21 protein-coding genes and 1 other RNA gene are annotated in these 26,026 nt (G+C 71.5%); 17 read left to right on the forward strand and 5 right to left on the reverse strand.

The annotated features are described in order from the left end of the window. Window positions 1-110: 110 nt before the first annotated feature. The 9 genes from BJK06_RS16365 to BJK06_RS16405 all read left to right on the forward strand — a co-directional run bounded on the left by BJK06_RS16365 (window position 111) and on the right by BJK06_RS16405 (window position 9,483). Window positions 111-2,765, forward strand: a complete 2,655-nt coding sequence (locus BJK06_RS16365; protein WP_070418771.1) for a phosphoenolpyruvate carboxylase — start codon at window positions 111-113, stop codon at window positions 2,763-2,765. A 144-nt stretch (window positions 2,766-2,909) separates the two neighbouring features. Continuing rightward, the gene (locus BJK06_RS16370; RefSeq protein ID WP_258027655.1) at window positions 2,910-4,130 is read left to right on the forward strand and encodes a multidrug effflux MFS transporter; all 1,221 of its coding nucleotides are present in this window, start codon (window positions 2,910-2,912) and stop codon (window positions 4,128-4,130) included. A gap of 55 nt (window positions 4,131-4,185) precedes the next feature. After that, window positions 4,186-4,524, forward strand: a complete 339-nt coding sequence (locus tag BJK06_RS16375) for an STAS domain-containing protein (protein WP_070418772.1) — start codon at window positions 4,186-4,188, stop codon at window positions 4,522-4,524. Beyond that, window positions 4,521-4,934, forward strand: coding sequence for an ATP-binding protein (locus tag BJK06_RS16380; protein WP_070418773.1), 414 nt, complete (start codon window positions 4,521-4,523; stop codon window positions 4,932-4,934). Before BJK06_RS16375 ends, BJK06_RS16380 begins: the two co-directional genes overlap by 4 nt. 116 nt (window positions 4,935-5,050) lie before the next feature. Next, window positions 5,051-6,010, forward strand: a complete 960-nt coding sequence (locus BJK06_RS16385; protein ID WP_070418774.1) for a helix-turn-helix domain-containing protein — start codon at window positions 5,051-5,053, stop codon at window positions 6,008-6,010. A gap of 24 nt (window positions 6,011-6,034) precedes the next feature. Next, window positions 6,035-6,598 carry an alpha/beta hydrolase gene (locus BJK06_RS16390; protein ID WP_070418775.1) on the forward strand — a complete coding sequence of 188 codons (564 nt, stop codon included), beginning with the start codon at window positions 6,035-6,037 and terminating at the stop codon, window positions 6,596-6,598. A gap of 106 nt (window positions 6,599-6,704) precedes the next feature. Further along, a complete protein-coding gene (locus tag BJK06_RS16395) occupies window positions 6,705-7,796 on the forward strand; it encodes a hypothetical protein (RefSeq protein ID WP_070418776.1) in 1,092 nt (363 codons plus the stop codon). A 104-nt stretch (window positions 7,797-7,900) separates the two neighbouring features. Further along, the gene (locus BJK06_RS16400; RefSeq protein ID WP_070418777.1) at window positions 7,901-8,746 is read left to right on the forward strand and encodes a Nif3-like dinuclear metal center hexameric protein; all 846 of its coding nucleotides are present in this window, start codon (window positions 7,901-7,903) and stop codon (window positions 8,744-8,746) included. A gap of 2 nt (window positions 8,747-8,748) precedes the next feature. Then, entirely contained in the window at window positions 8,749-9,483 is a 735-nt protein-coding gene (locus BJK06_RS16405) for a zinc ribbon domain-containing protein (protein WP_070418778.1), read from the forward strand. A 283-nt stretch (window positions 9,484-9,766) separates the two neighbouring features. Here the strand turns inward: BJK06_RS16405 and rnpB are convergent. The 3 genes from rnpB to map form a co-directional block, all read right to left on the reverse strand. Continuing rightward, window positions 9,767-10,127: RNase P RNA component class A (rnpB, locus tag BJK06_RS16410), an RNA gene on the reverse strand. A 135-nt stretch (window positions 10,128-10,262) separates the two neighbouring features. Beyond that, the gene (gene ppgK, locus BJK06_RS16415) at window positions 10,263-11,012 is read right to left on the reverse strand and encodes a polyphosphate--glucose phosphotransferase (protein ID WP_070418779.1); all 750 of its coding nucleotides are present in this window, start codon (window positions 11,010-11,012) and stop codon (window positions 10,263-10,265) included. A 22-nt stretch (window positions 11,013-11,034) separates the two neighbouring features. Continuing rightward, the gene (gene map, locus BJK06_RS16420) at window positions 11,035-11,898 is read right to left on the reverse strand and encodes a type I methionyl aminopeptidase (RefSeq protein WP_070418780.1); all 864 of its coding nucleotides are present in this window, start codon (window positions 11,896-11,898) and stop codon (window positions 11,035-11,037) included. Window positions 11,899-12,056: 158 nt separating this feature from the next. Between map and BJK06_RS16425 the strand changes: the two genes are divergently transcribed. The 6 genes from BJK06_RS16425 (at window position 12,057) to BJK06_RS16450 (ending at window position 21,697) form a co-directional block, all read left to right on the forward strand. Beyond that, window positions 12,057-12,236 (forward strand): SPOR domain-containing protein, encoded by a 180-nt coding sequence (locus BJK06_RS16425; protein ID WP_070418781.1) that lies wholly within the window; start codon window positions 12,057-12,059, stop codon window positions 12,234-12,236. A gap of 45 nt (window positions 12,237-12,281) precedes the next feature. Continuing rightward, the gene (gene glnA / locus BJK06_RS16430) at window positions 12,282-13,619 is read left to right on the forward strand and encodes a type I glutamate--ammonia ligase (protein ID WP_070418782.1); all 1,338 of its coding nucleotides are present in this window, start codon (window positions 12,282-12,284) and stop codon (window positions 13,617-13,619) included. A gap of 22 nt (window positions 13,620-13,641) precedes the next feature. Further along, the gene (locus tag BJK06_RS16435; protein ID WP_070418783.1) at window positions 13,642-16,614 is read left to right on the forward strand and encodes a bifunctional [glutamine synthetase] adenylyltransferase/[glutamine synthetase]-adenylyl-L-tyrosine phosphorylase; all 2,973 of its coding nucleotides are present in this window, start codon (window positions 13,642-13,644) and stop codon (window positions 16,612-16,614) included. Window positions 16,615-17,119: 505 nt separating this feature from the next. After that, window positions 17,120-18,718: a glycosyltransferase family 2 protein gene (locus BJK06_RS16440; protein ID WP_070418784.1), complete on the forward strand. Its 1,599-nt coding sequence runs from the start codon at window positions 17,120-17,122 to the stop codon at window positions 18,716-18,718. After that, window positions 18,711-20,282, forward strand: a complete 1,572-nt coding sequence (locus tag BJK06_RS16445; RefSeq protein WP_070418785.1) for a glycoside hydrolase family 26 protein — start codon at window positions 18,711-18,713, stop codon at window positions 20,280-20,282. The genes BJK06_RS16440 and BJK06_RS16445 overlap by 8 nt, the downstream gene beginning before the upstream one ends. Beyond that, window positions 20,279-21,697: a UDP-glucose/GDP-mannose dehydrogenase family protein gene (locus tag BJK06_RS16450; RefSeq protein WP_070418786.1), complete on the forward strand. Its 1,419-nt coding sequence runs from the start codon at window positions 20,279-20,281 to the stop codon at window positions 21,695-21,697. Before BJK06_RS16445 ends, BJK06_RS16450 begins: the two co-directional genes overlap by 4 nt. A 328-nt stretch (window positions 21,698-22,025) precedes the next feature. Here BJK06_RS16450 and glnA (BJK06_RS16455) read toward each other — a convergent pair whose 3' ends face one another. Next, window positions 22,026-23,450, reverse strand: coding sequence for a type I glutamate--ammonia ligase (gene glnA, locus BJK06_RS16455; RefSeq protein WP_070418787.1), 1,425 nt, complete (start codon window positions 23,448-23,450; stop codon window positions 22,026-22,028). Window positions 23,451-23,591: 141 nt separating this feature from the next. On the opposite strand from glnA (BJK06_RS16455), the gene BJK06_RS16460 reads away from it, so the two are divergent. Further along, entirely contained in the window at window positions 23,592-24,059 is a 468-nt protein-coding gene (locus BJK06_RS16460) for an RDD family protein (protein ID WP_070418788.1), read from the forward strand. Window positions 24,060-24,310: 251 nt separating this feature from the next. On the opposite strand, the gene BJK06_RS16465 is transcribed toward BJK06_RS16460, so the two are convergent. Next, window positions 24,311-25,039, reverse strand: a complete 729-nt coding sequence (locus tag BJK06_RS16465; protein ID WP_070418789.1) for a DUF4191 family protein — start codon at window positions 25,037-25,039, stop codon at window positions 24,311-24,313. A 126-nt stretch (window positions 25,040-25,165) separates the two neighbouring features. Here BJK06_RS16465 and BJK06_RS16470 point away from each other — a divergent pair, with 126 nt between their 5' ends. Next, entirely contained in the window at window positions 25,166-25,954 is a 789-nt protein-coding gene (locus BJK06_RS16470; protein ID WP_070418790.1) for a hypothetical protein, read from the forward strand. Window positions 25,955-26,026 lie beyond the last annotated feature (72 nt).

Here is a 26,026-nt window from a genome sequence, read left to right on the forward strand (position 1 = left end):
CACCCGCCCGCCGCGGTCCGTCCGGACGGTTGTCGTCACCGGTCCCGACGGGCCGATACGCTGCTGGGATACCGGGACGACCTTCCCGGCCGAGACCCGGAGAGGACCACATGACGATCGACGGTCAGACGCGCCACGGACGCGCGCGGGACGACGTCAGTGGCGCGGTCGACAGCGACCTGCGCTCCGACGTGCGGTACCTCGGCAAGCTGCTCGGACGCGTCCTGCGGGAGACCGGCGGCGAGGACCTCCTGCACGACGTTGAGAGCCTCCGCGCCGCGGTCATCGACGCGTACGAGGGCGGCGAGGCCGAGGGCGCCGCGCGTGCCGAGGCCATCGTCGCGGACCTGTCCGCCGAGCGGGCCGAGGCCGTGGCCCAGGCGTTCACCACGTACTTCCACCTCACGAACCTCGCCGAGGAGCACCACCGCGTCCGCGTGCTCCGGCACCGCGGCGACGACGGCGGACTCGCGGGGGACTCCTTCCCGGCGACGTACGCCTCGCTCGTCGAGCAGGTCGGTGACGAGGCCGCTGCGGCCCGGCTGCGCGAACTCCGGTTCCACCCGGTCCTCACGGCGCACCCGACCGAGGCCCGCCGACGCGCGGTGACCACGGCCGTGCGGCGCATCACCGACCTCATCGACGAGCGCGACCGGACGACGAACGCCACGGCCCTCGCCGAGAACGAGCGCCGGCTGCTCGAGGAGATCACGACCCTCCTGCGCACCTCGCCGCTCCGCACGACCCGCCCGACCCCGCTCGACGAGGTCCGTACGGCGATGAGCGTGTTCGACCAGACGCTGTTCGAGATCGTCCCGCAGGTCTACCGCCTGCTCGACGACCGGCTGCTCGGTGACGACGCCGGCCGCGTGCCGGTCACCGCACCGGCCTTCGTGCGCTTCGGTACCTGGATCGGCGGCGACCGCGACGGCAACCCGCACGTCACCGCGGTTGTCACCCGCCAGGCGGCGGAGATCGCGGCCGAGCACATCCTGCTCGGGCTCTCCCGTGCCGCCACCCGCATCGGCAGCACCCTGACCCTCGACGCGAGCGAGACCCCGGCGGACGCCGGTCTCACCGCGCTCGTCGCCGCGCAGGAGTCCCTCGACCCCGGGATCGCCGAGCGCATCGGGGTCCGTGCGCCGAACGAGACGCACCGTCGGGCGCTGCTGTTCGTCGCCGCCCGCATCGACGCCACGCGCCGGGGCGAGGCCGAGCTCGCCTACCCCGGGCCGGACGCGCTCCTGGCCGACCTCCGCACCATCCAGACCTCGCTCGTCGCGGCCGGGGCCACCCGTCCCGCGAACGGCGAGCTGCAGAACCTCGTCTGGCAGGTCGAGACCTTCGGGTTCCACCTCGCCGAGCTCGAGGTCCGGCAGCACTCGCAGGTGCACCGGAACGCCCTCGCAGAGATCCGCGCCGGTGGGGAGCTGAGCGAGACCACGGAAGAGGTCCTCGCCGTGTTCCGCACGATCGCCGCGCTGCAGGCCCGCTACGGCGTCCGCGCCGCCAGCCGCTACATCGTGTCGTTCACGCAGTCGGCAGCCGACCTTGCGAACGTCCACGAGCTCGCGGTCGCCGCACTCGGGTCGCCCGAGGCCGCCCCGGTGCTCGACGTCATCCCGCTGTTCGAGACCTTCGCGGACCTGCACGCCAGTGTCGACATCCTCGACGAGGCCGTCCGCACCGAGCCGTTCCAGCGTCGCCTCGCAGCGACCGGTCGCCGCCTCGAGGTCATGCTCGGCTACTCCGACTCCTCCAAGGACGTCGGTCCGGTGTCGGCGAACCTCGCGCTCTACGACGCACAGGCCCGGATCGCCGACTGGGCGAAGCACAACGACGTCGAGCTCACGCTGTTCCACGGCCGCGGCGGCTCGCTCGGCCGCGGTGGTGGCCCGGCGAACGAGGCCGTCCTGGCGCAGCCCCGCGGTTCCATCGACGGACGCCTCAAGCTCACCGAGCAGGGCGAGGTCATCTTCGCCCAGTACGGCGACAAGGACATCGCCGCGCGGCACCTCGAGCAGATGGCCTCGGCAACGCTGTTCGCGTCCTCGCCGTCGAACGAGGACCGCACGGCCGTCGCCGCCATGCGCTTCGCCGACCTCGCGCAGCAGCTCGACGACGTCTCGCGCGAGGCGTTCTACGGCCTCGTGAAGGCGGACGGCTTCGCGCCGTGGTTCGCGCGCGTGACCCCGATGGAGGAGATCGGTCTGCTCCCGCTCGGCTCCCGTCCGGCCCGCCGCGGTCTGAGCGTCGAGTCGCTCGAGGACCTCCGGGCGATCCCGTGGGTGTTCTCGTGGACGCAGGCGCGCATCAACCTCGCCGGGTGGTACGGCCTCGGTTCCGCGCTCGAGGCCGTCGGCGACGTGGAGCTCCTCCGCACCGCGTACGCCGAGTGGCCCCTCTTCGGCGCGATGATCAAGAACGTCGAGATGTCGCTCGCGAAGACCGACGAGCACATCGCCCGCCGGTACCTCGAGCTCGCGGACCGCGACGACCTCGCCGCGAAGGTCCTCGACGAGATGCTCCGCACGCGCGAGTGGGTGCTGCGCGTCTCGGGCGGGAGCGACGTCCTCGAGGACCGTCCCGTCCTCGCACGCGCCGTCCGGCTCCGCAGCCCGTACGTCGACGCGCTCTCGCACCTGCAGCTCCGGGCGCTCCGCGCGATCCGCACCTCGGGCAGCACGGACCCGACGGACGGTGACCACCGGCTGCTCCTCCTCACCGTGAACGGCATCGCGGCCGGCCTGCAGAACACGGGCTGATCCGCGCGGACCGGCCGTCGGTCGTCGACGCGACCGTCTCGGGCCCAGGAGGCGCGGTGCCAGCTGGCACCGTCCCTCCAGGCCGTCCCGGTGCAGGTTCGCACCCCTTGTCGAATCGATTCGGGGGCGCGTAGCGTGGCCGACGTGACGACGGAGCGCGCAGGAACGACCAGCCGGACGACCGCCCTCCCACCGATCCTGCCGCTCGCCCTGATCGTCGGCGTCTCGCCGTTCGCGACCGACATGTACATCCCGGCCCTGCCGGCGATCGCACGCGACCTCGGTACGACGCCCGGTGCCGTGCAGCTGTCCCTGACGGCGTTCCTCGTCGCGTTCGCCGTCGGGCAGCTGCTCGCCGGACCGGTGAGCGACGGCATCGGGCGGCGTCCGCTGATGCTCGTCGGCACGGCGGTCTTCGCCGTCGCCTCCGTCGGGTGCGCGATCGCGCCGGACGTCGTGACGCTCGTCGTGGCGCGGGTGTTCCAGGGGCTGGCGGGTGCGGCCGGGGCGGTCGCCGGGCGGGCGATGGTCTCGGACGTGGTCGACGGGCCGCGGATGGCGAAGGTGTTCGGGACCCTCGCGGCCATCAACGCGATCGGCCCCGTCGTCGCCCCGCTGGCCGGGGGAGCGGTGCTGACGATCGGCACCTGGCGACTCATGTTCGTCGTCCTCGCGGTGCTCGGTGCCGCGTTCTTCGTCGCCGTGGTCGTCCGGTTCCTCGAGACCCTGCCGCGGGCGTTCCGCGGAGGGGTGGGCCTCGGTGCGAACTGGGGACGCATCCGCGAGCTCATGGGCATCCCGCGGTTCCGTGCGTACGTGCTGACCGGGGTGCTCTCGACCATCGGGTTCTTCGCGTACATCGCCACGAGCTCGTTCGTGTTCCAGACCGGCTTCGGGTTCTCCGAGGGGATGTACACCCTCGTGTTCGCCACGAACGCCTCGATGATGATCGTCACGACGCTCGTGTTCCGCCGCGTGGTGGGTCGGTTCTCGGAGGACGCGCTGCTGTCGTTCGGCCTGGCGCTCGGGACCCTCGGCGCGACGGGCGTCCTCGTGTCCGCGCTGCTCGGGGCCGGCGCGGTGCCGGTCTGGGTCTCGCTCGCCGTCGTGACCGCGGCGTGGGGGTTCGTCCTGCCGGCGGCGATGACCCGCACGCAGCACGTCGGTGCTGCGCACCCGGGGACCGCAGCGGCACTGCAGGGCGGGCTGACGTTCGGGCTCGGCGGCCTCGGCACGCCGCTCGCGGGAGCGCTCGGCGGGACGGCCGTCGCGATGGGGTCGGTGATGGCGGTGCTCATGGCGGCCGCCGTGGTCGTGCAGCTGCTGGCGACGCGACGGACCGGACGCGCCTCGAGGGGTTCGTGACCCGGACCCGGTAGGTTGCAGGGTGCACCCCGCACCGATCCCAGGAGGCACCGACATGGACATCGTCGTACACGAAGCGGACGCCGGCGCCGCCGTGCTCGAGTGCAGCGGCCGACTCAACATGGTGTCGGCCCCGACGTTCCGCGAGACCGTCGCGAAGGTCGTCGGCGACGGACGGCCCCGCGTGGTCGTCGAGCTGTCCGGGGTGGAGTTCATGGACTCCTCCGGTCTCGGCGCGCTCGTCGGGTCGCTCAAGGCCGCGCGACAGGCCGGCGGGGACCTCCGCATCGCGGCGCCGTCCGACCAGGTCGAGATGGTGCTGAAGCTCTCCAACATGGACAAGATCCTCCGCACGTACCCGGACGGGGACGCCGCGGTGACCGACTGGGCATGAACGCCGCGGTGGGTGGGCACAGCCTCGACCTGGCGTGCCCGCCGGACGACGTCACGGCGGTGCACGCGTTCCTCGCGACGGTGTGGGACACCGAGCCCACCGTCTCGGCCGAGGACCGGATGGCCCTCGAGCTCGCGCTGGTCGAACTCACCTCGAACGTGATCGAGCACGGGGCGGCCGGTCGCGGCGTCTCGTGCTCGCTCCACCTCGACGTCGGTTCGGACGCGGTCGAGGCGCAGCTGACCGACGACGGTGTGCCGGTGCCGGTCGACCCGTCCGCCGCGCAGCTGCCCGACGCGCTGGCCGAGAGCGGGCGGGGCCTGGCGCTCGTGCAGATGGTGGTCGACGACCTGCGCTACGAACGGGTCGCGGACCGGAACCTGTGGACGGTCCGGCGCGGGCGCCACTGAGTGCCGCTCGTGTCTGACGGACCGGTTCGTCCGCTTCGCGCAGCCCGTGGGCCGGTATCCGCAATGCGTGCGCATACATCCCGTGGGCTCCGCGCCGCCGTGTCACGATCCAGTCGATGAACGTCGAGCCCGACCCCAGGATCAGCTTCGAGACGTCCGGGGCCGACCTCGAGGCGGCGATCCAGATGTACGAGGACGCGTACGAGAGCGTGGGCTTCCAGGCGGAGCGCACGGAACGCCCGTTCAGCTACCGCTTCCGGGTCACGGGCGACGAGACGATGTCCTTCCGCTCCACGCGGTTCGACGCCCGGATGCAGGGCGAGCTCGAGTCCGGCGACGAGTACGTCGTGATGTGGCTCGCCGACGGTGGGGGCACCGTCGACGTCGGGCGGCAAGAGGTCGCCTTCACGCCCGGCACGCCGATGATGTTCCCGACCGGTCGACCGTTCGCCTTCGACCTGCAGGACCTCCGGCAGAGCCTGGTCCAGTTCGATCGCACGTTCCTCGAGGGCGTGGCGGCCGAGGAGCACGGCACGCAGCCGGCCCCGCTCGTGTTCGACCACACCCAGCCGCCGCGGCGCGAGGACCTCCGCGGGTGGAACGCCCAGGTCCGCCGGGCCGCCGAGACCGTGCTCGGCGAGGCGCCGGTGTCGCAGCTGGTCCTCGCGGAGACCGCCCGGGACACCGCCCTCGCGCTCCTCCGCACCTTCCCGCACACCGTGCTCGCGCCGGACATCACCCTGCCGCAGGGCGCCACGGGCCGGGTCCGCGAGGCCGTCGAGTACATGCACGCGTTCGCCCACACCCCGATCAGCACGACCGACGTCGCCGAGCACGTCGGGCTCAGTGTGCGCGGGCTCCAGCAGGCGTTCCAGCGGCAGGTCGGTACGGCGCCCAACGCGATGCTGCGCGGCATCCGGCTCGACCGCGTCCGCGAGGAACTCCGCCGCTCGTCGCCCGGTGACGTCACGGTCGCCGCGATCGCCGTGCGGTGGGGTTTCGCCCACCTCGGCCGGTTCTCCGGGGCGTACGCCTCGCGCTTCGGCGAGTACCCGCGCGACACGCTGCACGCCTGATCCGCCCCCCACTACGCTTCGAGGGTGCGCAGACCTCGACCGTGGGTGATCGTCCCCGGGATCTGGAACTCCGACCCCGACCACTGGCAGTCGCTGTGGCAGGACGACCGGTCGGCCGACGACCCCGGCGCGGTCGTCCGGATCGCACCGGCGTCGTGGAGCGAGCCCGACCCGGACGACTGGTCCCGCGCGATCACCAGCGCCGTGGCCGCCGTCGACGAACCGCCGGTGCTCATCGCGCACAGCCTGGGCGTCCTCGCCGTCGCCGCGTGGCTCGGGCAGCGGGGACACGCCGCGGTCGCGGGTGCCTTCCTCGTGGCGCCGCCGGACCCGCTCGCGCCGGGGTTCCCCGCCGCAGCGGCCGGGTTCGTCGAGCCGGTGGCCCAGGCAGCCCCTGCGGTCCCGACGCGTCTGGTGGTCAGCGACGACGACCCGTACTGCACGCTCGACCGGGCCCTGGGGTTCGCGGACGTCCTCGGTGCCGGAGTCGTCCGGGTCGGCGCGCTCGGCCACGTGAACGTCGCCAGCGGTGTCGGTGCCTGGCCGGCCGGCCGTGCACTCGTGGACGACCTCGAGCGCACGTTCTGACACCGTCCGCGACACGCCGTTCACCTTCGAGGCGATATGGCAGGGACTCCGGCGACACACCGGGGATGTCCGCCGAGATGAGCGTTGCGATATTTATCCTTCGATCATGGAAACGCAGTCCGGTGCACGCACCCCCCTCGTCGACCCGTTCGGTCGCGAGCTCGAGGAGTGGCTCCGTGACGCCCCGGCGACGCGCGCCCCGTACCTGTCGGACCTCGTGGTCCCGCCGGTCACCGGGCCCGTGCAGCGTCCGGACGCAGCGTCGGACGCCCCCGTCGAGCCCGCCACGACCAGCGGCGCCGCGGCCGTCGTCGACGCCGCTGTGCCGGCCGACGACTCCGCCTTCCGTCGCCCCCGCGACCGTGCTCGGCACGCCGCGGTCTGCGCGCCGTCCTTCCCCGAACCGCCGGAGCGCCTCGCCCTCCGCATCGAGGACCTCGCCGTCGAGGTGTCCTCGGCCAGCGGGCGCACCACGATCGAGCGCATCGTGATCCTCGAGGACGAGGTCCGTCGTCGTGACGAGGACCTCGCTCGCCTCGCCGCGTGGGAGGCCACCGTCGCCGGACAGCGTGACCCCGAGGTCGAGGCCGCTCGGGCGTTCGCCCACTCCGTCTTCGCGGACCTGCTGGCCGATGCCGCGCTCGAGGCCGATCGTCGTGACCGTGCCGCGGCGCGGCGTGCGGCGACGGGCAGCGTGCCGGTCGCCGGCGTGCCCGCGTCGGCCGCCGTCCCGGCACCCGCCGTCGTCACCGCGGTCGTCACCCCGATGGGCTCCGCACCCGCTCCCGCACTCGTGGACGCGACCGAGGTCGTGGACGCGATCGACGCCCCCGAGGCGACCACGCCGGGACGCGACGAGCCCGCTCGACCGGTGCTGTCCCTCCCGGTCGTCTCACCGGTGTCCGCGAACACGCGACCCACGCCGCTGGTCCAGCCCGCGACCGGGCCGACCGTGATCGACCGTGCCGCGTTCGCCGCCGCGCTGACGGCGCACTCCGGCGCGACGGCGAGCACGCCCGTCGTGCTCCCGGAGGCCGTCGTCCCGACGACCGCCGAGACCGCCGACCACGCGCCCGCCGCGCACACGCCCGCTGGGCACCCCGCCCACGCAGCCGACGTCGCGTCCGAGGACCGTGCCTCCGCCGGGTGGTGGACGCGTTTCGTCGCCGTCATCATGCGCGCGTTCGGTCGCCGCTGATCCACCGGGCAGCCGCGCGTCGCCCGTCGTCCACAGTGCTGCTCGGTCCCGTCGTCGTCCACAGGGCGCCCGGACCGACCCGGGCGGCTCGGTAGACTGACGGGATGCCGACGCTCCGCGAACTCCAGGCCGTGATCGAAGACCTGTGGCCCGCCACCGGCGCCGAGTCCTGGGACTCCGTCGGGCTCGTGGCGGGGGACCCCGACCAGACGGTCGAGCACGTGCACCTCGCAGTCGACGCCGTCCCGGCCACCGCCCGCGAGACGGTCGAGCTCGGCGCTGACCTGCTGCTCACCCACCACCCGCTGCTGCTCCGAGGCGTCACCACGATCGCCGAGTCGACCTACAAGGGCAGCGTGCTCGCCACCCTCGTGCGCGGCGGGGCAGCCCTCGTCGCCGCGCACACCAACGCCGACGTCGTGACGACGGGTACCTCGGCCGTGCTCGCCGACCGGCTCGGCCTGACCGACCAGCGCCCGCTCGAGCCCGGTGCGGACCCGTCGACGGGGATCGGCCGCGTCGGGGTGCTCGCCGAACCGACCACGCTCGGCGCGCTCGCCCGGGCGCTGGTGGACCTCCTGCCCGGCACCGCGACCGGCGTCCGGGTCTCGGGGGAGTTCGACCGGCCCGTCCGTTCCGTCGCGCTCTGCGCCGGCGCCGGTGACGCGTACCTCGGCCACCCCGACGTGCTCGGTGCCGACGTCTACGTCACGAGCGACCTCCGGCACCACCCGGCGTCCGAGTTCCGCGAGCAGGCGATGCTCGTCGGCGGACCCGCCCTCATCGACACCTCGCACTGGGCCACCGAGTGGCTCTGGCTCGACGTCGCCGCCGAGCAACTCCGCCGCACCGCGGGCGTCCGCGTCACCGTGAGCGACCTCCGCACCGACCCGTGGGACTTCGCCGTCCTGCCGGCCGCCGAACCCACCACCGACACACAAGGAGTCTGACCATGAAGGCAGCACCCGAGGACCAGGTCATCCTCCTCGACGTCCAGCGTCTCGACAACGACGTCACCCGGATCGCGCACCGCATCACGTCGCTGCAGAAGGGCGATCGGCTCACCGAGCTCGGCACCACGGCGGCGGGGCTGCGCGCCCAGCTCGCGGCGGCCACCGGCGAGGTCGAGGACGCCGAGCGCGAACTCGCCCGCCTCGAGTCCGACACCGCCACGGCGCAGGCCCGCGTGGAGCGTGACACCACGATGCTCCAGAACGTCTCCAGCGCGAAGGACGCCGCTGGTCTCCAGAGCGAGCTCGAGTCGCTGCAGCGCCGCATCGGGGACCTCGAGACGGCCGAACTCGAGGTCATGGAGAACCTCGACGGCTTCCGTGCCCGCGTGGGCGACATCGAGGCGCAGCTCGCCGACGTCGAGGCCGCACGTGCCGGGCTGGTGGCCGAGCGCGACGCCGAGATCGCCCGGCTCGAGTCCGACCGCGAATCGGCCACGCAGAGCCGTGCCGCCGTCGCCGCGAAGGTGCCAGCGGACCTCCTCGCGCTGTACGACCGGCAGCGGGCACGGTACGGCTTCGGCGCCTCGCTGCTGCAGGGCGGGGTGTCCACGGCGTCCGGCGTGACGCTCACGAACTCCGACCTGCAGACCATCCGGCGGGCAGCGCCCGACGAGGTCGTGCTCTGCCCCGACAGCGACGCGATCCTGGTGCGGACGGCGGAGTCCGGGCTCTAGGCGCGACCAGACGACGGACGGGAGGCGCGGTGCCGGCTGGCACCGCGCCTCCCGTCCGTCGCGTGCGTGCGTGCGCTGGCGGGGGCGGGCCGGCCGCACCGCGCGACCCGGTGCGGGCCGGGCGCACGGTGCGGCGCACACGACCTGGTGCGGTGTTGGCCACGCCGTGGCGCGCTGCAGCGGCGCACCGAGTGTGCAACCCGGCACGGGTTCGCGCTCCGCGCACCGTGCGCCCGCTCACGGTGCCGCGGTCGGCGCCCGCGGCGCCCAGGGGCGTGGGGTGCGAATGGGCCGGCCGTACGCCGGGTTCTGTCCCGCCGCTCGCGCGGCGGTGACGGCCATCTCTCTCGGACCGACGTTGCCGTCGGCCTCCAGCGGTCTACCCGAGGACTCGGCGAGCAGCCTCAGCGTCCTCTGTCTGACCTTGCTCCGGGCGAGGTTTACCGAGCGGATCCGGTCACCCGGACCCCTGGTGGTCTCTTACACCACCGTTTCACCCTTACCGACGTCGCCGCCGGCGGTCTGCTTTCTGTGGCACTGTCTCGCGGATTGCTCCGGGTGGGTGTTACCCACCGCCCTGCTCTGTGGAGCCCGGACGTTCCTCGGCACTCCCGGGGGAGTGACGCGACCGTCTCACCGACCCATTCGCGAGCACGAGTCTACCGGGCACGGGCCACGTCGAACCACGGAACCGACATCGAACCAGCGGCGAGGGCCGGTTCGATGTCGGATTCGTGGTTCGATCCGCGGCGAGGCCGCGGCGCCGGCGCGACGGCGCGTCAGGCGCTCCGCGCGGCCAGGGTCGCGGCGCCGATGATGCCCGCGTTGTTCCGGAGCGTCGCCGGGATGATGTCCGCCTGCAGGTCGAGCAGCGGCAGGAACTCCTCGTACTGCTTCGACACCCCGCCGCCGACGACGAAGAGCTCCGGGGAGAGCAGGGCCTCGAGCGTGGAGTAGTACTTCTGCAGCCGCTTCGCCCAGTGCTTCCACGACAGGTCGTCGCGCTCCTTCGCGGCGAACGAGGCGCGGGACTCGGCGTCGTGCCCGTCGATCTCGAGGTGCCCGAGCTCCGAGTTCACGATGAGCACGCCGTCGTTGATGAGCGCCGTGCCGATGCCGGTGCCGAGCGTCGTGACGACGACCAGGCCGTCCTTGCCCTTCGCCGCACCGAACTGCTGCTCGGCGAACCCGGCGGCGTCGGCGTCGTTGACGAAGTGGATGGAGCGGCCGAGCTCCTTCTCGAAGAGCGCCTCGGCCTCGAATCCGATCCACTTCTTCGACACGTTCGCCGCGGACATGGTCTTGCCGTCGCGGACGATCGCCGGGAAGCAGACCCCGACGGGCACGTCCGACGCCGGAGCGAGCTCGTCGAGGATGGATGCGGCCACGGCGACGATGTCGTGCGGCTTCCCGCCCTCCGGCGTGGCCTTCTTGATCCGGTCGGTGGTGAGTTCGCCGGTGGAGACGTCGACGATCGCGCCCTTGATGCCCGTACCGCCGATGTCGACGCCGACTGCGAGGGAGGTCATGAGGAGCCTTTCGGTGTGGAGGTCAGGAGACCGTGAGGAGTTCCGCGCCGCGCTCGGTGACGACGAGGGTGTGTTCGAACTGTGCGGTCCACGACTTGTCCCGGGTGGAGACGGTCCAGTCGTCGGCCCAGATGTCGGCGTCGATGCCGCCGAGCGTGAGCATCGGCTCGATCGTGAAGACCATGCCGGGCACCATGACGTCGTCGAAGCGCGGAGCGTCGTAGTGGGGGATGATCAGCCCGGAGTGGAACGCCCGCCCGACGCCGTGGCCGGTGTAGTCGCGGACGACGCCGTAGCCGAAGCGCTTCGCGTACGCCTCGATGGCACGGCCGATGACGTTCACCTGCCGACCCGGGGCGACGGCCTTGATCCCACGCTCGAGGGCGAGTCGCGTGCGGGTCACGAGGTCCTCGACCTCTTGCGACGCCTGCCCGACGATGAAGGTGCGGTTCGTGTCGCCGTGCATCCCGTCCTTGTAGGCGGTGATGTCGATGTTGACGAGGTCGCCCTCCTGCAGGACGGTGTCGTCGGGGATGCCGTGGCAGATGACCTCGTTGAGGCTCGAGCAGAGGGACTTCGGGTAGCCGCGGTAGCCGAGCGTCGAGGGGTAGGCGCCGTGCGCGACGACGAACTCGTGGCCGATCCGGTCGAGCCCGTCCGTCGTGACACCGGGGCGGATCGCCGCGCCGACGGCGTCGATGGCCTGGGAGGCGATGCGCCCGGCGGTCCGGATCCGCTCGACCTCGTCCGGGGTGTACGTGTCGCCGAGTCCGTGCTCGTGCGGCTCGGCCTTGCCGACGTACTCCGGACGCTCGATCTCCTTCGGGACGGACCGCAACGGGGAGATGCGGCCGGCGGTCAGGTGTCCGTGTTCGTCCCGGGGCATGCGGACCACTCTAGCCGGGGCCGCGTGTCGCGCGGACGCGGCCGCCTGGAGGCGCGGTGCCGGCCCGACGGACGCCAGCCGCGCCTCCAGGCGGTCACCCAGCGCGCGGGGCGCGGCGCGCCCGCACCGCCGCCGCCCCACCTGGGTACGGTGGCGGCATGAGTGACGAACGCATCGAGTCCCAGTGGTGGTTCAACGAGAAGACGCACGCCGTCGAGCAGGGCCCGCAGTCGCCGCAGCGCGACCGGATCGGCCCGTTCGCCTCGCGTGAGGAAGCGCAACACGCCCTGGACCGGATCAAGGCGAACAACGAGCGTTGGGACGACGAAGACCAATAGGCTGAGACTCCCAGCTGGACCAGCTGCACCACGGAAAGGGCGTCAATGGACAAGCAGACGGACTTCGTGCTCCGCACCATCGAGGAGCGGGGCATCAAGTTCATCCGACTCTGGTTCACGGACGTCATCGGGACCCTGAAGTCCGTGGCGATCGCCCCGGCCGAGGTCGAGGGCGCGTTCGCCGAGGGCATCGGGTTCGACGGCTCCGCGATCGAGGGCCTCACGCGCTCGTACGAGGCGGACGTCCTGGCCCACCCGGACCCGTCGACGTTCCAGATCCTCCCGTGGCGCGGCGAGATCGACCCGACCGCGCGGATGTTCTGCGACATCACGACGCCGGACGGTCAGCCCGCCGTCGCCGACCCGCGCAACGTGCTCAAGCGCACGCTGGCGAAGGCGAGCGAGCGCGGCTTCACGTTCTACACGCACCCCGAGATCGAGTTCTACCTGCTGAAGAGCCGCGACTGGAAGGACGGCGGCCCGCAGCCCGTCGACCGTGCCGGCTACTTCGACAACGTCCCCGGCGGCAGCGCGCACGACTTCCGTCGCCGGTCCGTCCGGATGCTCGAGGACCTCGGCATCTCGGTGGAGTTCTCCCACCACGAGGCCGGCCCCGGCCAGAACGAGATCGACCTCCGCTACGCCGATGCACTGACGATGGCGGACAACATCATGACGTTCCGCACCGTCGTGAAAGAGGTCGCGATCGAGCAGGGCGTCTACGCGACGTTCATGCCGAAGCCGATCTCCGGCCAGCCGGGCTCGGGCATGCACACGCACGTGTCGCTGTTCGAGGGCGACCAGAACGCCTTCTACGAGGCGGGTGGCCAGTACCAGCTGTCCGACACGGCGAAGCACTTCATCGCCGGTGTCCTCAAGCACGCGCCGGAGATCACCGCGGTCACGAACCAGTTCGTGAACTCGTACAAGCGCCTCTGGGGCGGTGACGAGGCCCCGTCGTTCGTGACCTGGGGCCACAACAACCGCTCGGCCCTCGTGCGCGTCCCGCTGTACAAGCCGAACAAGGGCCAGTCCGCCCGCATCGAGTACCGCGGCATCGACTCGGCGGCGAACCCGTACCTCGCGTACTCGCTGCTGCTGGCCGCGGGGCTCAAGGGCATCGACGAGGGCTACGAGCTGCCGCCGGAGGCCGAGGACAACGTCTGGAGCCTGTCCGACTCCGAGCGCCGTGCCCTCGGGTACAGCCAGCTGCCGGCGAGCCTCGACCACGCGCTGAGCCTCATGGAGGACTCGGAGCTCGTGGCGGAGACGCTCGGCGAGCAGGTCTTCAACTTCGTGCTGCTGAACAAGCGCCAGGAGTGGAAGGCCTACCGCGACCAGGTCACGCCGTTCGAGCTCGACACGAACCTCGGCGCGCTCTGACGGCACCGGGGACACGCACCACATGACCGGTCGGACGACGACGTCGCGTTCCGAGTTGGCCCGCCTGGGCTTCGCGGAGCTGTCGGAGAGCCTGGAACGCATCGCCGACCTGGAGGCGCGGTCCGGCCCCGACCTGCAGGTTCCGGTGAGCGGGTCCCCGGCACTGTGGGAGTCCACCGCCGATCCCGACGGCGCACTCCGCGCGCTCGAGCGGCTGCTCGAGCGCGCGCCGGACGAACTGCGTCCGGTCCTCGCGGACGACGCCGCCACCGAACGGCTCGTGCGGCTCCTCGGGGCGTCGGTCGGGCTCGGTGAGTTCCTGCACCGCCGTCCGGCGGAGATCGACCTGCTCCTGGCGCCCGTGACGGCGCCGTGGTCGCAGCAGGAGTACACCGACTCGTTGCTCGCCGCGATCGACGGTGCCACGGGCGAGGACGCCCGGCTCCGGCTCCGGGTGCGCTACCGCCGGCACCTGGCCCAGATCGCGCTGTTCGACGTCCTGAACGCCGCGCCGACCGAGGCCTTCCCCGCCGTCGCGGCCGGTCTGGCCGACCTCGCCGGTGCCGCGCTCGAGGCCGCGGTGGACGTCGCCCGGCGCGAGGTCCCGTTCCCCGCGGCCGACGTCGAGGCGACGCCGCTCGCCGTCATCGCGATGGGCAAGGCCGGCGCCCGCGAACTCAACTACGTCAGCGACGTCGACGTCATCTTCGTGACCGAGCCGACCCGCGACGACGAGGCCGGTACGGGCGTGGGGACCGACCGTGCCGTGCTCATCGCCACGCGGCTGGCGATCGCGGCCACGCACGCCATCACCGACCTCGCGGCCGAACCGGCGCTGTGGGAGGTCGACGCGAACCTCCGGCCGGAGGGCAAGGACGGCGCACTCGTCCGGACGCTCGACTCCCACGTGGCGTACTACGAGCGCTGGGCGAAGGAGTGGGAGTTCCAGGCCCTGCTCAAGGCGCGGCCGATCGCCGGGTCGGCCGACCTGGGGGAGCGCTACGCCACCGCGGTCGCCGGCTTCGTGTGGACGTCCGCGCAACGACCGGGGTTCGTCGAGTCCGTGCAGCGCATGCGGCAGCGGGTCACCGACAACATCCCCGACGACGAGGTCGACCGGCAGCTCAAGCTCGGGCCGGGCGGTCTGCGCGACGTCGAGTTCACCGTGCAGCTGCTGCAGCTCGTGCACGGCCGCGACGACGAGACCGTGCGGGTCCGGTCCACGCTCGAGGCGATGGACGCGCTCACCGACGCCGGCTACGTCGGCCGTGCCGAGGCCGCCCGCTTCGGGCCGGACTACGCCCTGCTCCGCCTGCTCGAACACCGCATCCAGCTCCGCCGCCTGCAGCGCACCCACCTCATGCCCTCCGACGAGGACGAGCTCCGGGTCCTCGCACGGTCGAGCGGTCTCGCACGGTCCGCTGCCGCGCTCGAGACACGGTGGCGTGCCGTGAAGCTCGAGGTCCGCGGCCTGCACGAGCGCCTGTTCTACCGACCGCTCCTCTCCGCGGTGGCCGCGAGCGACGGCGACATCGTGCTCACCAGCGACCAGGCGGTCGACCGGCTCGGTGCCATCGGCTTCGCGGACCCCGCCGGGGCACTCGGCCACATCCGGGCCCTGACGCAGGGCACGAGCCGCCGGGCGGCGATCCAGCGGAACCTCCTGCCGGTGCTCCTGCGCTGGATGGCCGAGGGACCGGCACCGGACCGAGCGCTCCTGGCCTTCCGCCGGCTGAGCGACACCCTGGGGGAGTCGAGCTGGTTCCTCCGCATGCTCCGGGACTCCTCCGGCGCGGCGCACTCGCTCACCACCGTGCTCTCGGAGTCGGCGTTCCTGTCCGGGCTGCTCGAACGCTTCCCCGAGGCGGTGGCCTGGCTCGACGAACCGGAGGCGCTGCTGCGCCCCCGGCCGATCGAGTCGCTGCTCGCCGAGGTCACGGCGACGACGGCACGGCACGGGGACGACGTGGACGGCGCGGCCGCCCTGGTCCGGTCCGCCCGCCGGCGTGAGACGCTCCGGCTCGGCATGGCCGCCGTCCTCGGACACCTCGACGTCGATGCCCTCGGCCCGGCGTTGAGCGACGTCACGGAATCGACCCTGGCCGGTGCCCTCACGCTCGCGCGACGGGACGCCCCGGCAGGCCTGGAGTTCGGCGTCATCGCGATGGGGCGGTACGGCGGCCGTGAGCTCGGCTTCGGTTCGGACGCCGACGTCCTCTACGTGTACCGGGCGACCGAGGACGTCCCGTCCGAGCAGGCCTCGCGAGCGGCGCAGACCATCGTGCGGGAGCTCGCCCGCTTGACCGACGACGCGATCCACCCTCTCGACCTCGACATCGACCTCCGCCCCGAGGGCAAGAACGGCCCCGTGGTGCGCACGCTCGACTCCTACGGCGCGTACTACGCCCGCTGGTCGCTCACGTGGGAGGCCCAGGCGTTGCTCCGGGCCCGCGGGGCGGTCGGGGACGCGCAGCTCCTGCGTGACTTCGAGCACCTCGCCGACCGCACGCGCTACCCGGAGCACATCGACGACCAGCAGGTGCGCGAGGTCCGGCGCATCAAGGCCCGCGTCGAGTCCGAACGCCTCCCGCGCGGTGCGGATCCCGCCCGGCACCTCAAGCTCGGCCGCGGTTCCCTGAGCGACGTGGAGTGGTTCGTCCAGCTCCTCCAGCTGCAGCACGCGCTGACGATCCCCGGCCTCCGGACGACGTCCACGCTCGAGGCGCTCGACGCCGCCCGCGACGCCGGACTCGTCGCCCCCGACGACGCCGAGCGTCTCGGTGCCGCCTGGCGCTTCGCCTCGCGGACGCGGAGCGCGCTCGTGCTCTGGTCGGGCAAGACCACCGACGTGCTGCCCGTCGACCGGGTGCAGCTCGAGGGCATCGCACGCCTGATGGAGTACCCGCCGGGGTCCGCCTCGGAACTCGAGGAGGACTACCTCGGGGTCACCCGCCGGGCACGTCAGGTCTTCGAGCGCGAGTTCTACGGCGCCTGATGCCCGTCGCGACACGCCCGGACCGACGTGTTTCGCAGCGAGTTGACACGTCCTCGGAAGTGAATTCCCCGTAACGTGCAGCGTCCCCCGTTCGACATCTGCCTGTACCCCGGCTGGTCGAGGTCAGGCGTCCGTTACCGGGATGTGATCCTGCTGGGCACGTCGACGCGAGGCGACGGCCGGAGCTGCTCGCGGCGCGCCCGGCGACCATGACCTGAACAGGGCTTTCACTGGGGGTCGAGCCGCGCCTCCTGGGCCGTCCACCACCCGTACAGGGTGAGTGGCAGGGTGAACGCGGTCCACCGGAGTGCTGTCAGCACCAGTGCGGACACGATGACCACACGCGGAGGGGGACCGTGGTGTACCCCGTAACGTGCCCGTAACGCCCCCGGTCGGGGGTCGCGTTGCGCACCGGGTCACGGTTCTGCATCAATGGGGTCACCCGAACCGGCCCTGATTCCCCAACGACGCGGAATCTCCACCTCGAACGTTGAAGCAGGGATCGATGTTCACCTTCATTCTGCAGATCAGGCAGATGGTCGAAGGGCACCCCGAGTTCTACCTGTTCGCCGTGTACTCCGCGGTGATCTGGTTGCTCTGGCTGCTCAAGGTCATCCTGTCCGCCCGCTACCGCCCCTACACCGGCACCTACACCGGCACCACGAGCGTCGTCGTCCCCGTCGTGGACGAACCGCTCGACCTCTTCCGCGACGTGATCGGCCGCATGGTCGAGCAGCGTCCCGGCGAGATCATCGTCGTCATCAACGGCGCCCGCAACGAGGCCCTCGAAGCGGTCTGTGACGAGTTCGCCCCACTCGTCCGCTGGACGCACACGCCCATCCCGGGCAAGCGCAACGCCGTCAAGGTCGGCACCGAGATGTCCAACGGCGACATCACCGTGCTCGTCGACTCGGACACGGTGTGGACGCCCGGCACCCTCGACGAGCTGCTCAAGCCGTTCGCGGACGCCTCGGTCGGTGGCGTGACGACGCGCCAGCGCATCCTCGAGCCGACGCGCAGCTGGATCACCCGCTGGGCGGACTGGCTGGAGAACTCCCGCGCGCTGTACTCGATGCCCGCGCAGAGCGTCCTCGGCCAGATCGGCTGCCTGCCCGGGCGCACGATCGCCTTCCGCCGCGACATCCTCGTGCGCGTCATGGACCGCTTCATGCACGAGAAGTTCATGGGCGTGTTCCTCGAGGTGTCCGACGACCGGACGCTGACGAACCTCACGCTCAAGGAGGGGTACCGGACCGTCTACCAGTACACCTCGCTGGTCTACACGGACGCTCCGCTGCAGGTGAAGAAGCTGTTCAAGCAGCAGCTCCGCTGGGCCCGTGGTTCGCAGTACAACACGCTCCGGATGCTCCCGTGGATGCTCGGCCACGCGCCGATCCTCGCGGTGTTCTTCCTCACCGACATCATCCTGCCGTTCATGCTGTTCGGCGTGATCGCCGGCTGGATCTACCGCGCCTTCACCGGCCAGGGCGAGAACCTCTACCAGGGGATCCTGCAGCAGTACGGCTTCTCCACCGGCTTCGTGTACGTCGCGGCCCTCATGGTCGTCTCGTCGGTGCTCAGCATGGCGATCCGGCAGATGCGGCACCTCGCCGAGAAGCCGAGCGACTTCTTCCGCCTGCCGATGTTCATCATCGTGTCGACGTTCTTCCTCATGCCGATCCGGCTCATCGGCTTCTTCCGCCTGGCGCACGCGTCCGGCTGGGGGACCCGTGCCGGTGCCTACGCCGGTGGACCGATGGAGGAGGACCCCGCGGACGCGGTGCAGCCCTCGGCCGTCGCCACCCAGACCCCGGTGAGCCCGATCGACGCGGCTGCCCCGGCCCCGGCCGGCGGAGCCGGCTACGGCGACGACCAGCGCGCCGTGGACCGGGCGTTCGACGACCTGTTCGGCCCGGACGCCACCACCAACTCCACCGCGACGGTGCTCGCGACCCGCCGCTCGGCAGCCACTGCAGCGCAGTCGCAGTCGGCGACCGCGGCGGCCCCCGCCCCGGCACGCGTCCGTCGGTACAACCCGTACGCCGCGATCCCGTACTGCATCGGCTTCGCGATCTTCGCCCTGGAGGCCTTCCTCATTGTCTGACCTCATCCGCTCCTCAGGTGCCTGGTGGGCCCAGTCCAGCAAGCACGCACGACTCACCGCGGTCGGGACCACCGCCATCGTCCTCGTCCTCGGACTCATCACCTGGAACGTCTGGGTGTCCCCGGCGGGCTCGGTGTCCACCGCGGTCCACCAGGCGCTCGGTGTGACGCCGCCGAAGAAGAAGATCTCGGCGGCCGAGCTCCAGACGAAGCTCACGGCCGCCCAGGAGAAGATCTGGGCGCTCGAGGGCAAGCTCGACTCCTCGACCGCGCAGTCCGGCTCGCGTGCCGACCAGATCGCCGAGCTCAAGGCGCAGATCGCGTCGCTGCAGTCGGACCTCGGGGCCGCCAAGGCCGCCGGGGCACGGTCCGGTGACGGCGCGTCGGGTTCGGGAGGGTCGGGCGACGGTTCCGGCAGCGGTTCCAGCGGCTCCGGCGGCTCCGGTTCCGGCAGTGGCTCCGGTGGCTCCGGTTCGGGCAGCGGCTCCGGTGGCTCCGGCAACGGTTCCGGCTCCGGCAACCACGGCGTCACGAACCCGAACGGCGGCCCCTCGAAGGACCCCGGCACGACCCCGATCTCCGTCCCCACCAAGGCGCAGATCATGGCGCAGCCGGCTCGCTGGTACGGCCTCTACACCGCGCAGTCGCCCTTCAACTGGGCGGAGTACGACGAGGTCTCGCAGCAGGTCGGCAAGGCCACGAACATGGTCGGCTTCTTCCAGGGCTTCGACCAGGACTTCAACGCCACCGCCGTCCAGCGCGCGTGGGCGAACGGCCGCCTGCCGCTCATGACCTGGGAGTCCGCACCCGCCAAGACGGGCAACGACGCGAAGTACGTCCCCGGGTACACGAACGAGGACATCGTCTCGGGCAAGTTCGACGCCTACCTCACGAAGTACGCGAAGGCCCTCGCGGCGAACGGGCAGCCGATGGTCATCCGGCTCGACCACGAGATGAACGGCTCCTGGTACAACTGGTCCGAGGGGACGGCACAGCAGAACGCGGCCGGGTCCTACGTGGCGATGTGGCAGCACGTGCACGACGTCTTCCAGGCCAGCGGCGCGAACAAGTACGTCATCTGGAACTGGGCGCCGAGCCGCATCGACAAGCTCGGCAACGACAAGTACATGCAGCTCGACTACCTGCGTGAGTACTACCCGGAGTCGAAGTACGTCGACTGGGTCGGGATGAGCGGGTACTACCGCACCGCCTCGGAGTCGCCGACCTTCGACAACACGTTCGGCAAGACCCTCGCCCAGCTCCGCCAGATCGCGCCGGACAAGAAGATCCTCCTCAGCGAGATCGGTGCGACCGAGACCGGGACGAGCGTGACCAACGGGCAGAAGGCGAAGTGGATCACCTCGCTCTTCGACGGCCTCGCGGAACCGGCCAACGACGACGTCATCGGCTTCTCGTACTTCAGCGAGACCGCGACCACGGTCGTGGACGGCGTCCGCACCACGAACGACTGGCGACTCAACTCCCGCGCCGACAGCCTCCAGGCCTTCGTGGCCGGCATCTCGCGCACCGACACCGACTACGACCTGCAGGAGGTCAAGCAGTGACCGCTCAGAAGAAGACCGCAGACTCCCGTCCGGCACCCGTCATCAGCGTCATCGGCACCGGCTACCTCGGTGCCACCCACGCGGCCGCCATGGCCGAGATGGGCTTCGAGACCATCGGTGTGGACGTCGATCCCGCCAAGCTCGCGGCCCTGTCAGCCGGCGAGGTCCCGTTCTACGAGCCCGGCCTGCCGGAGCTCATCACGAAGCACGTCGCCAGCGGCAAGCTCCGCTTCACGGCGTCGCTGCCCGAGGCCGTGGCCGCGGCCGACGTCCACTTCGTCTGCGTCGGGACGCCGCAGCGCGCCGGGTCGCACGCCGCCAACCTCACCTACGTCGAGAACGCCACCCGCGGTGTCGCCGAGAACCTGACGCACCCCGGCCTCATCGTCGGCAAATCGACGGTCCCGGTGGGCACGGCCGAGCGGCTCCGCGGCATCGTCCGCGAGTTCACCCCGTCGGGCATCGACGCCGAGCTCATCTGGAACCCCGAGTTCCTGCGCGAGGGCAAGGCCGTCGACGACACGCTGCACCCGGACCGGCTCGTCTGGGGCGGTGCCTCCGCGTCGGCCGACGCCGTGATCCGCGAGGTCTACGCCGCACCCATCGCCGAGGGCACCCCGGTCATCACGACCGACCTCGCCACGGCGGAGCTCGTCAAGGTCAGCGCGAACGCGTTCCTCGCCACGAAGATCTCGTTCATCAACGCGATCTCCGAGATGTGCGCGATCACCGGTGCGGACGTGTCCACCCTGGCCGACGCCCTCGGGCACGACGCCCGCATCGGCCGCAAGTTCCTGAACGCCGGCCTCGGCTTCGGCGGTGGCTGCCTGCCGAAGGACATCCGGGCGCTCATGCACCGCGCGAACGAGCTCGGTGCCGGTCGTGTCGTCGGCCTCATGCAGCAGGTCGACGAGATCAACATGGGGCAGCGCGAGCGCGTCATCGACATGACGATCGACGCGCTCGGCGGCTCCGTGCTGAACCGTCGCGTGGCCGTGGTCGGGGCGGCGTTCAAGCCCCTCACCGACGACGTCCGCGACTCGCCGGCGCTCAACGTCGCCGCTGCGCTGCACCTCCGCGGCGCCCAGGTCACCCTGTGGGACCCGGAGGCGATGGAGACCGCCCGCCGCTCCTTCCCGACGCTCACCTACTCGTCGTCGATGGAGGGTGCGATCGAGGACGCCGACGTCGTGCTCGTCCTCACCGAGTGGGACGAGGTCATCGCCGCCGATCCCGCGGCGCTCGCCTCGATCGTGGGGCGTCGCACGGTGATCGACGCCCGCAACTGCCTCCCGGTCGCCGACTGGGTCAAGGCGGGTTGGACCGTCCGTTCCCTGGGACGGCCCACTCCGGTCACGGGTGCACCCGTGAGCGTCGCTGCGGGGACGAACGACGCGGTGGCCACCGCGCGGTAGTCACCCGGACGCGAAGCGGGGTCTGTGCCGGGGCGGCACGGGCCCCGTTCTCGTGTGCCCGGCGCGTTCGGGCGCACCTGGTCGAAACGGGCGTACCTGGTCGGAACTTCCGACCAGGTACGCCCGATTCGTCATGGCAGCGCGCGTGTCGTGGGAAGGAACGTGCGAGGCGACCGCCTGGAGGCGCGGTGCCGGCCCGCCGGGCGTGTGCCGCGCCTCCAGGCAGGCACGTTCCCACCCGGTGGCCGGGCTCGCAGGCGAGGGTCGGCACAGCGGAACGCCCCCGCACCGGAGGACCGGTGCGGGGGCGTTCGTGGTGCGGTGCGTGTCAGACGCCGAAGTAGAGCTCGTACTCGAACGGGTGCGGGCGCTGCGCGAGCGGGAGGATCTCGTTCTCGCGCTTGTAGTCGATCCAGGTCTGGATGAGGTCCTCGGTGAAGACGTTGCCCTTCGTGAGGAACTCGTGGTCCGCCTCGAGCGCCTCGAGCGCCTCGTCGAGGGAGCCGGGGACCTGGGGGATGCCCTTCGCCTCTTCCGGCGGGAGCTCGTAGAGGTCCTTGTCGACCGGCTCGTGCGGCTCGATGCGGTTCTGGATGCCGTCGAGGCCCGCCATCAGCTGCGCGGCGAACGCGAGGTACGGGTTGCCCGAGGCGTCCGGCGCGCGGAACTCGATGCGCTTGGCCTTGGGGTTCGTACCCGTGATCGGGATGCGGATCGCGGCGGAGCGGTTGCCGGCCGAGTAGACCAGGTTGACCGGGGCCTCGAAGCCCTTCACCAGACGGTGGTACGAGTTGATCGACGGGTTCGTGAAGGCGAGCAGCGCCGGGGCGTGCTTGAGGATGCCACCGATGTACCAGCGGGCGAGGTCGGACAGGCCGCCGTAGCCGTTCTCGTCGTAGAACAGCGGCTTGCCGTCGCTCCAGAGGGACTGGTGGGTGTGCATGCCCGAACCGTTGTCACCGAAGAGCGGCTTCGGCATGAACGTGGCGACCTTGCCCCACTGGTCGGCGGTGTTCTTGACGATGTACTTGAACTTCAGGATGTCGTCCGCGGCGTGGACCATCGTGTCGAACTTGTAGTTGATCTCCTGCTGGCCGCCGGTGCCCACCTCGTGGTGCGAGCGCTCGAGCTCGAAGCCCGCCTCGATCAGCTTGAGGGTGATGTCGTCGCGGAGGTCGGCCGTCTTGTCGACCGGCGACACGGGGAAGTAGCCGCCCTTGTAGGGGGTCTTGTTGGCGAGGTTGCCGCCCTCTTCCTCGCGACCGGTGTTCCAGGCGCCCTCTTCGGAGTCGACCGAGTAGAACGACTTGTTCTGGGTGACCGAGTAGCGGACGTCGTCGAAGATGTAGAACTCGGCCTCGGGGGCGAAGAACGCGGTGTCCGCGATGCCCGTCGACGCGAGGTACTTCTCCGCCTTCTTGGCGACCTGACGCGGGTCACGGCCGTAGATCTCGCCGTTCCGCGGGTTGTAGATGTCGAAGATCATGATCAGCGTGCGCTCGGCGCGGAACTGGTCGATGTACGCCGTCGTCACGTCGGGGATGAGCTGCATGTCGGACTCGTGGATCGACGCGAAGCCGCGGATCGAGGAGCCGTCGAAGAGCTGGCCGACCGAGAAGAAGTCCTCGTCGACGGTGGAGGCCGGGATGTTGAAGTGCTGCTGCACACCCGGCAGGTCCGTGAACCGGATGTCGAGGAACTTGACGTCGGTGTCCTTGATGAAGGCCAGGACCTCGGAGGAATCGCTGAACATGTGGGCCGATCTCCAATGGGTTGGGTGATGTCGGAGGGTCCATCTCGGCACCCTCCGACGAGGCTATTGACACCGAGTTTCCCGGACATGACTGGATTGTTTCGTGCGTGTTACGTCGACCCGTTCGCCTACGCTGGGACCATGGCCCGCAGCACCAGTTCGTCGTCCGCGTCGTCCTCCGGGGGATCGGGGCATCCCGACGGCTGGCCGGGCAAAGACCTCGGTCTGCCAGAAGAGGGGCCCCGCAGCGTCGGGCGGATCGGCCGCCGGATCGTGGCCCTGCTGATCGACGGTGCGCTGGCCGACCTCGTGGCGTACGTCACCGGGGTGTGGTCGCCCGTGAACGGCTCGGGGGACATCGCACACTCGTGGATCCAGATCGCGATCTTCGCCGTGCTGCAGATCCTGTTCATCTGCCTGCTGTCGGGGTCGTTCGGGCACGTGTGCGTCGGGCTCCGGGTGGTGCCGATGCGCGGCGGGTACGTCGGGGTCTGGCGGCCGGTGGTGCGGACGGTGCTGCTGTGCCTGGTCGTACCGGCGCTGATCATCGACCGCGACAGTCGTGGGGCGCACGACCGGATCGCGGGGACGGTGTTGGTGCGGCGCTGAGGGGGCTGCGGCCGGGGCCGCTCGGTGCCGCTCCCGGCTGCGCGGTGCAGCTCGGTGTCGCTCGGTGCGAGGCTCCGTTCTCGGTGGCAGCCACCGGCCGTCCCACGGTGCGCGGAACCTCGCACGCTGCAGCGCGGACCTCGCACGGTGCGACGCGCACCCCGCACCTGCGCCCCCGCCCCGCGCCCGCCGACGCAGAACGCCCCCGACCTGGCACGGTCGGGGGCGTTCGTCGTCTGTGGGGGAGTCCGTCAGCGCGGACGTCCCGCGCGGGCCCGCATCGGGTCCATCCCCTTCGGGATCGCCGCGGCCGGGCTCTGCGTGAGGGAGTCGAGCCGGTTCGCGACCGCCAGGACCTCGTTCCGGTTGAGCGCCTTCTTGAACTTGTTCATGGCACGGGGGAGCTTGTGCAGCGTCACGGAGTCGTCACCGTCGCCGTCCTTGCCACTGGCCACGTGCACGACGTGCACCGGGACGTTCGGGACGATGCGCTGGACCTTGCGGCGCTCCTCGTCGACCTGGCGGTTGAGGTTGCCGCGCTGACCCTCGGTGATGAGCACGACACCCGGGGTGCCGACGGCCCGGTAGACAGCGGCCTGCGAACGACCGTGCACCGCGACCGGCATCTCGCTCGAGCGCCACTGACGGCGGAGCGAGTTCGACAGCACGGCACCGACGGCACCGGGCTGCCCCTCGATCTGCGAGTAGGCGGCACGTTCGGCCAGCCGACCGAGGACGATCAGGAAGAGCAGCACACCCAGCAGCACGCCGGCCACGATCCAGAGGATGATCGCGAGCCAGTTCTGCCCGGGCAGCAGCAGGGCGAGCAGGACGCCCAGCACCACCGGGACGACGAACGCCAGGGCGAACCACCAGACGGAGCTTGGGTCCGCCCGACGGGTCATCGTGAAGACCTGGTACATCTGCTTGAGACGACCCGGCTCCTTCGCCGTCGTACCTTGAGAACTGCTGTGTGCCATGCGACCAGGATACGGCCTGTCCCGACTTCCGAGGACCGTCGATGCTCTGGCTGTGGGCGAACAGCGTTCTCCACAGGACGGCGTCCCGTCCGCCGGAGGCCGGTCGGGCCTGGCCAGGCTGTCCGCATGCAGACGCTCTCCGATCACGTCCGGTGGCACGCGGTGGACGACGAGCAGCCGTTGCTCGCCTGGGTCGCCGACCGCGCCGCCGTCGCCCCGGATCCCTCGGCACGGCACCTCGTGCCGGTCGTCGACGTCGGCCGACTGGCGGACGGACGGCTCGCCGTCGACGTCCTCCGTCCCGCGGGGACGGTGCTGTCCGCGGCACTCGACACCCTCGGCACGCCGACCACCGGTGTCGCCGTGACGCTCACCGTGCCGTTGCTCGAGCTCGCGGTGACCGAACGGTCGGGCGCGGTGCAGATCGGTTCCGCGGGGCTCGACGACGTCCTGGTGGACGATGCCGGTGCGGTCGTGCTGTGCGACCGGCCACCCGGGTCGGACGGCGTCCGTCGGTCCGACCAGAGCGGCGCGAGGGTCCTGGTCCTCGCGGCCCGGCTGGTGTGGGAGCGCACCGACGCACGCGCGCCGGACCGTCCGGCCGTCGATGGTGCCCTCGCCGAGGCCCTCGACGGCGACACGACGGCGGTGCGTGCGGCGTTGGCGGTGGTCCGCGCGGCCGCGGCGCCGCGCCCGATCCGCTGGGAACGGCCGTCGGACGACCTGCTCGTCGGGCTGCCCGAGCGCACGGCGATGCCACCGCGGCCGGCTGGTTCCCTCGAGACGGCGCTGCGCGGGGTCGTCGAGCACGGCCTCCCCATCGGCGGTGGGAGACGGCTGCCGCTCCGACGCGCGCTGGTGGGGGTCGTGGTGGCGGCGGGGCTGACCGCGGCGGTGGTCTTCACGATCGGCTGAACACGCCGGCAACCGGGAACGGCCCCGATCCACGGTGGGATCGGGGCCGTCCGGAGTACGACGAGCGCTGGG

Source organism: Curtobacterium sp. BH-2-1-1, assembly GCF_001806325.1.
GTDB lineage: Bacteria > Actinomycetota > Actinomycetes > Actinomycetales > Microbacteriaceae > Curtobacterium.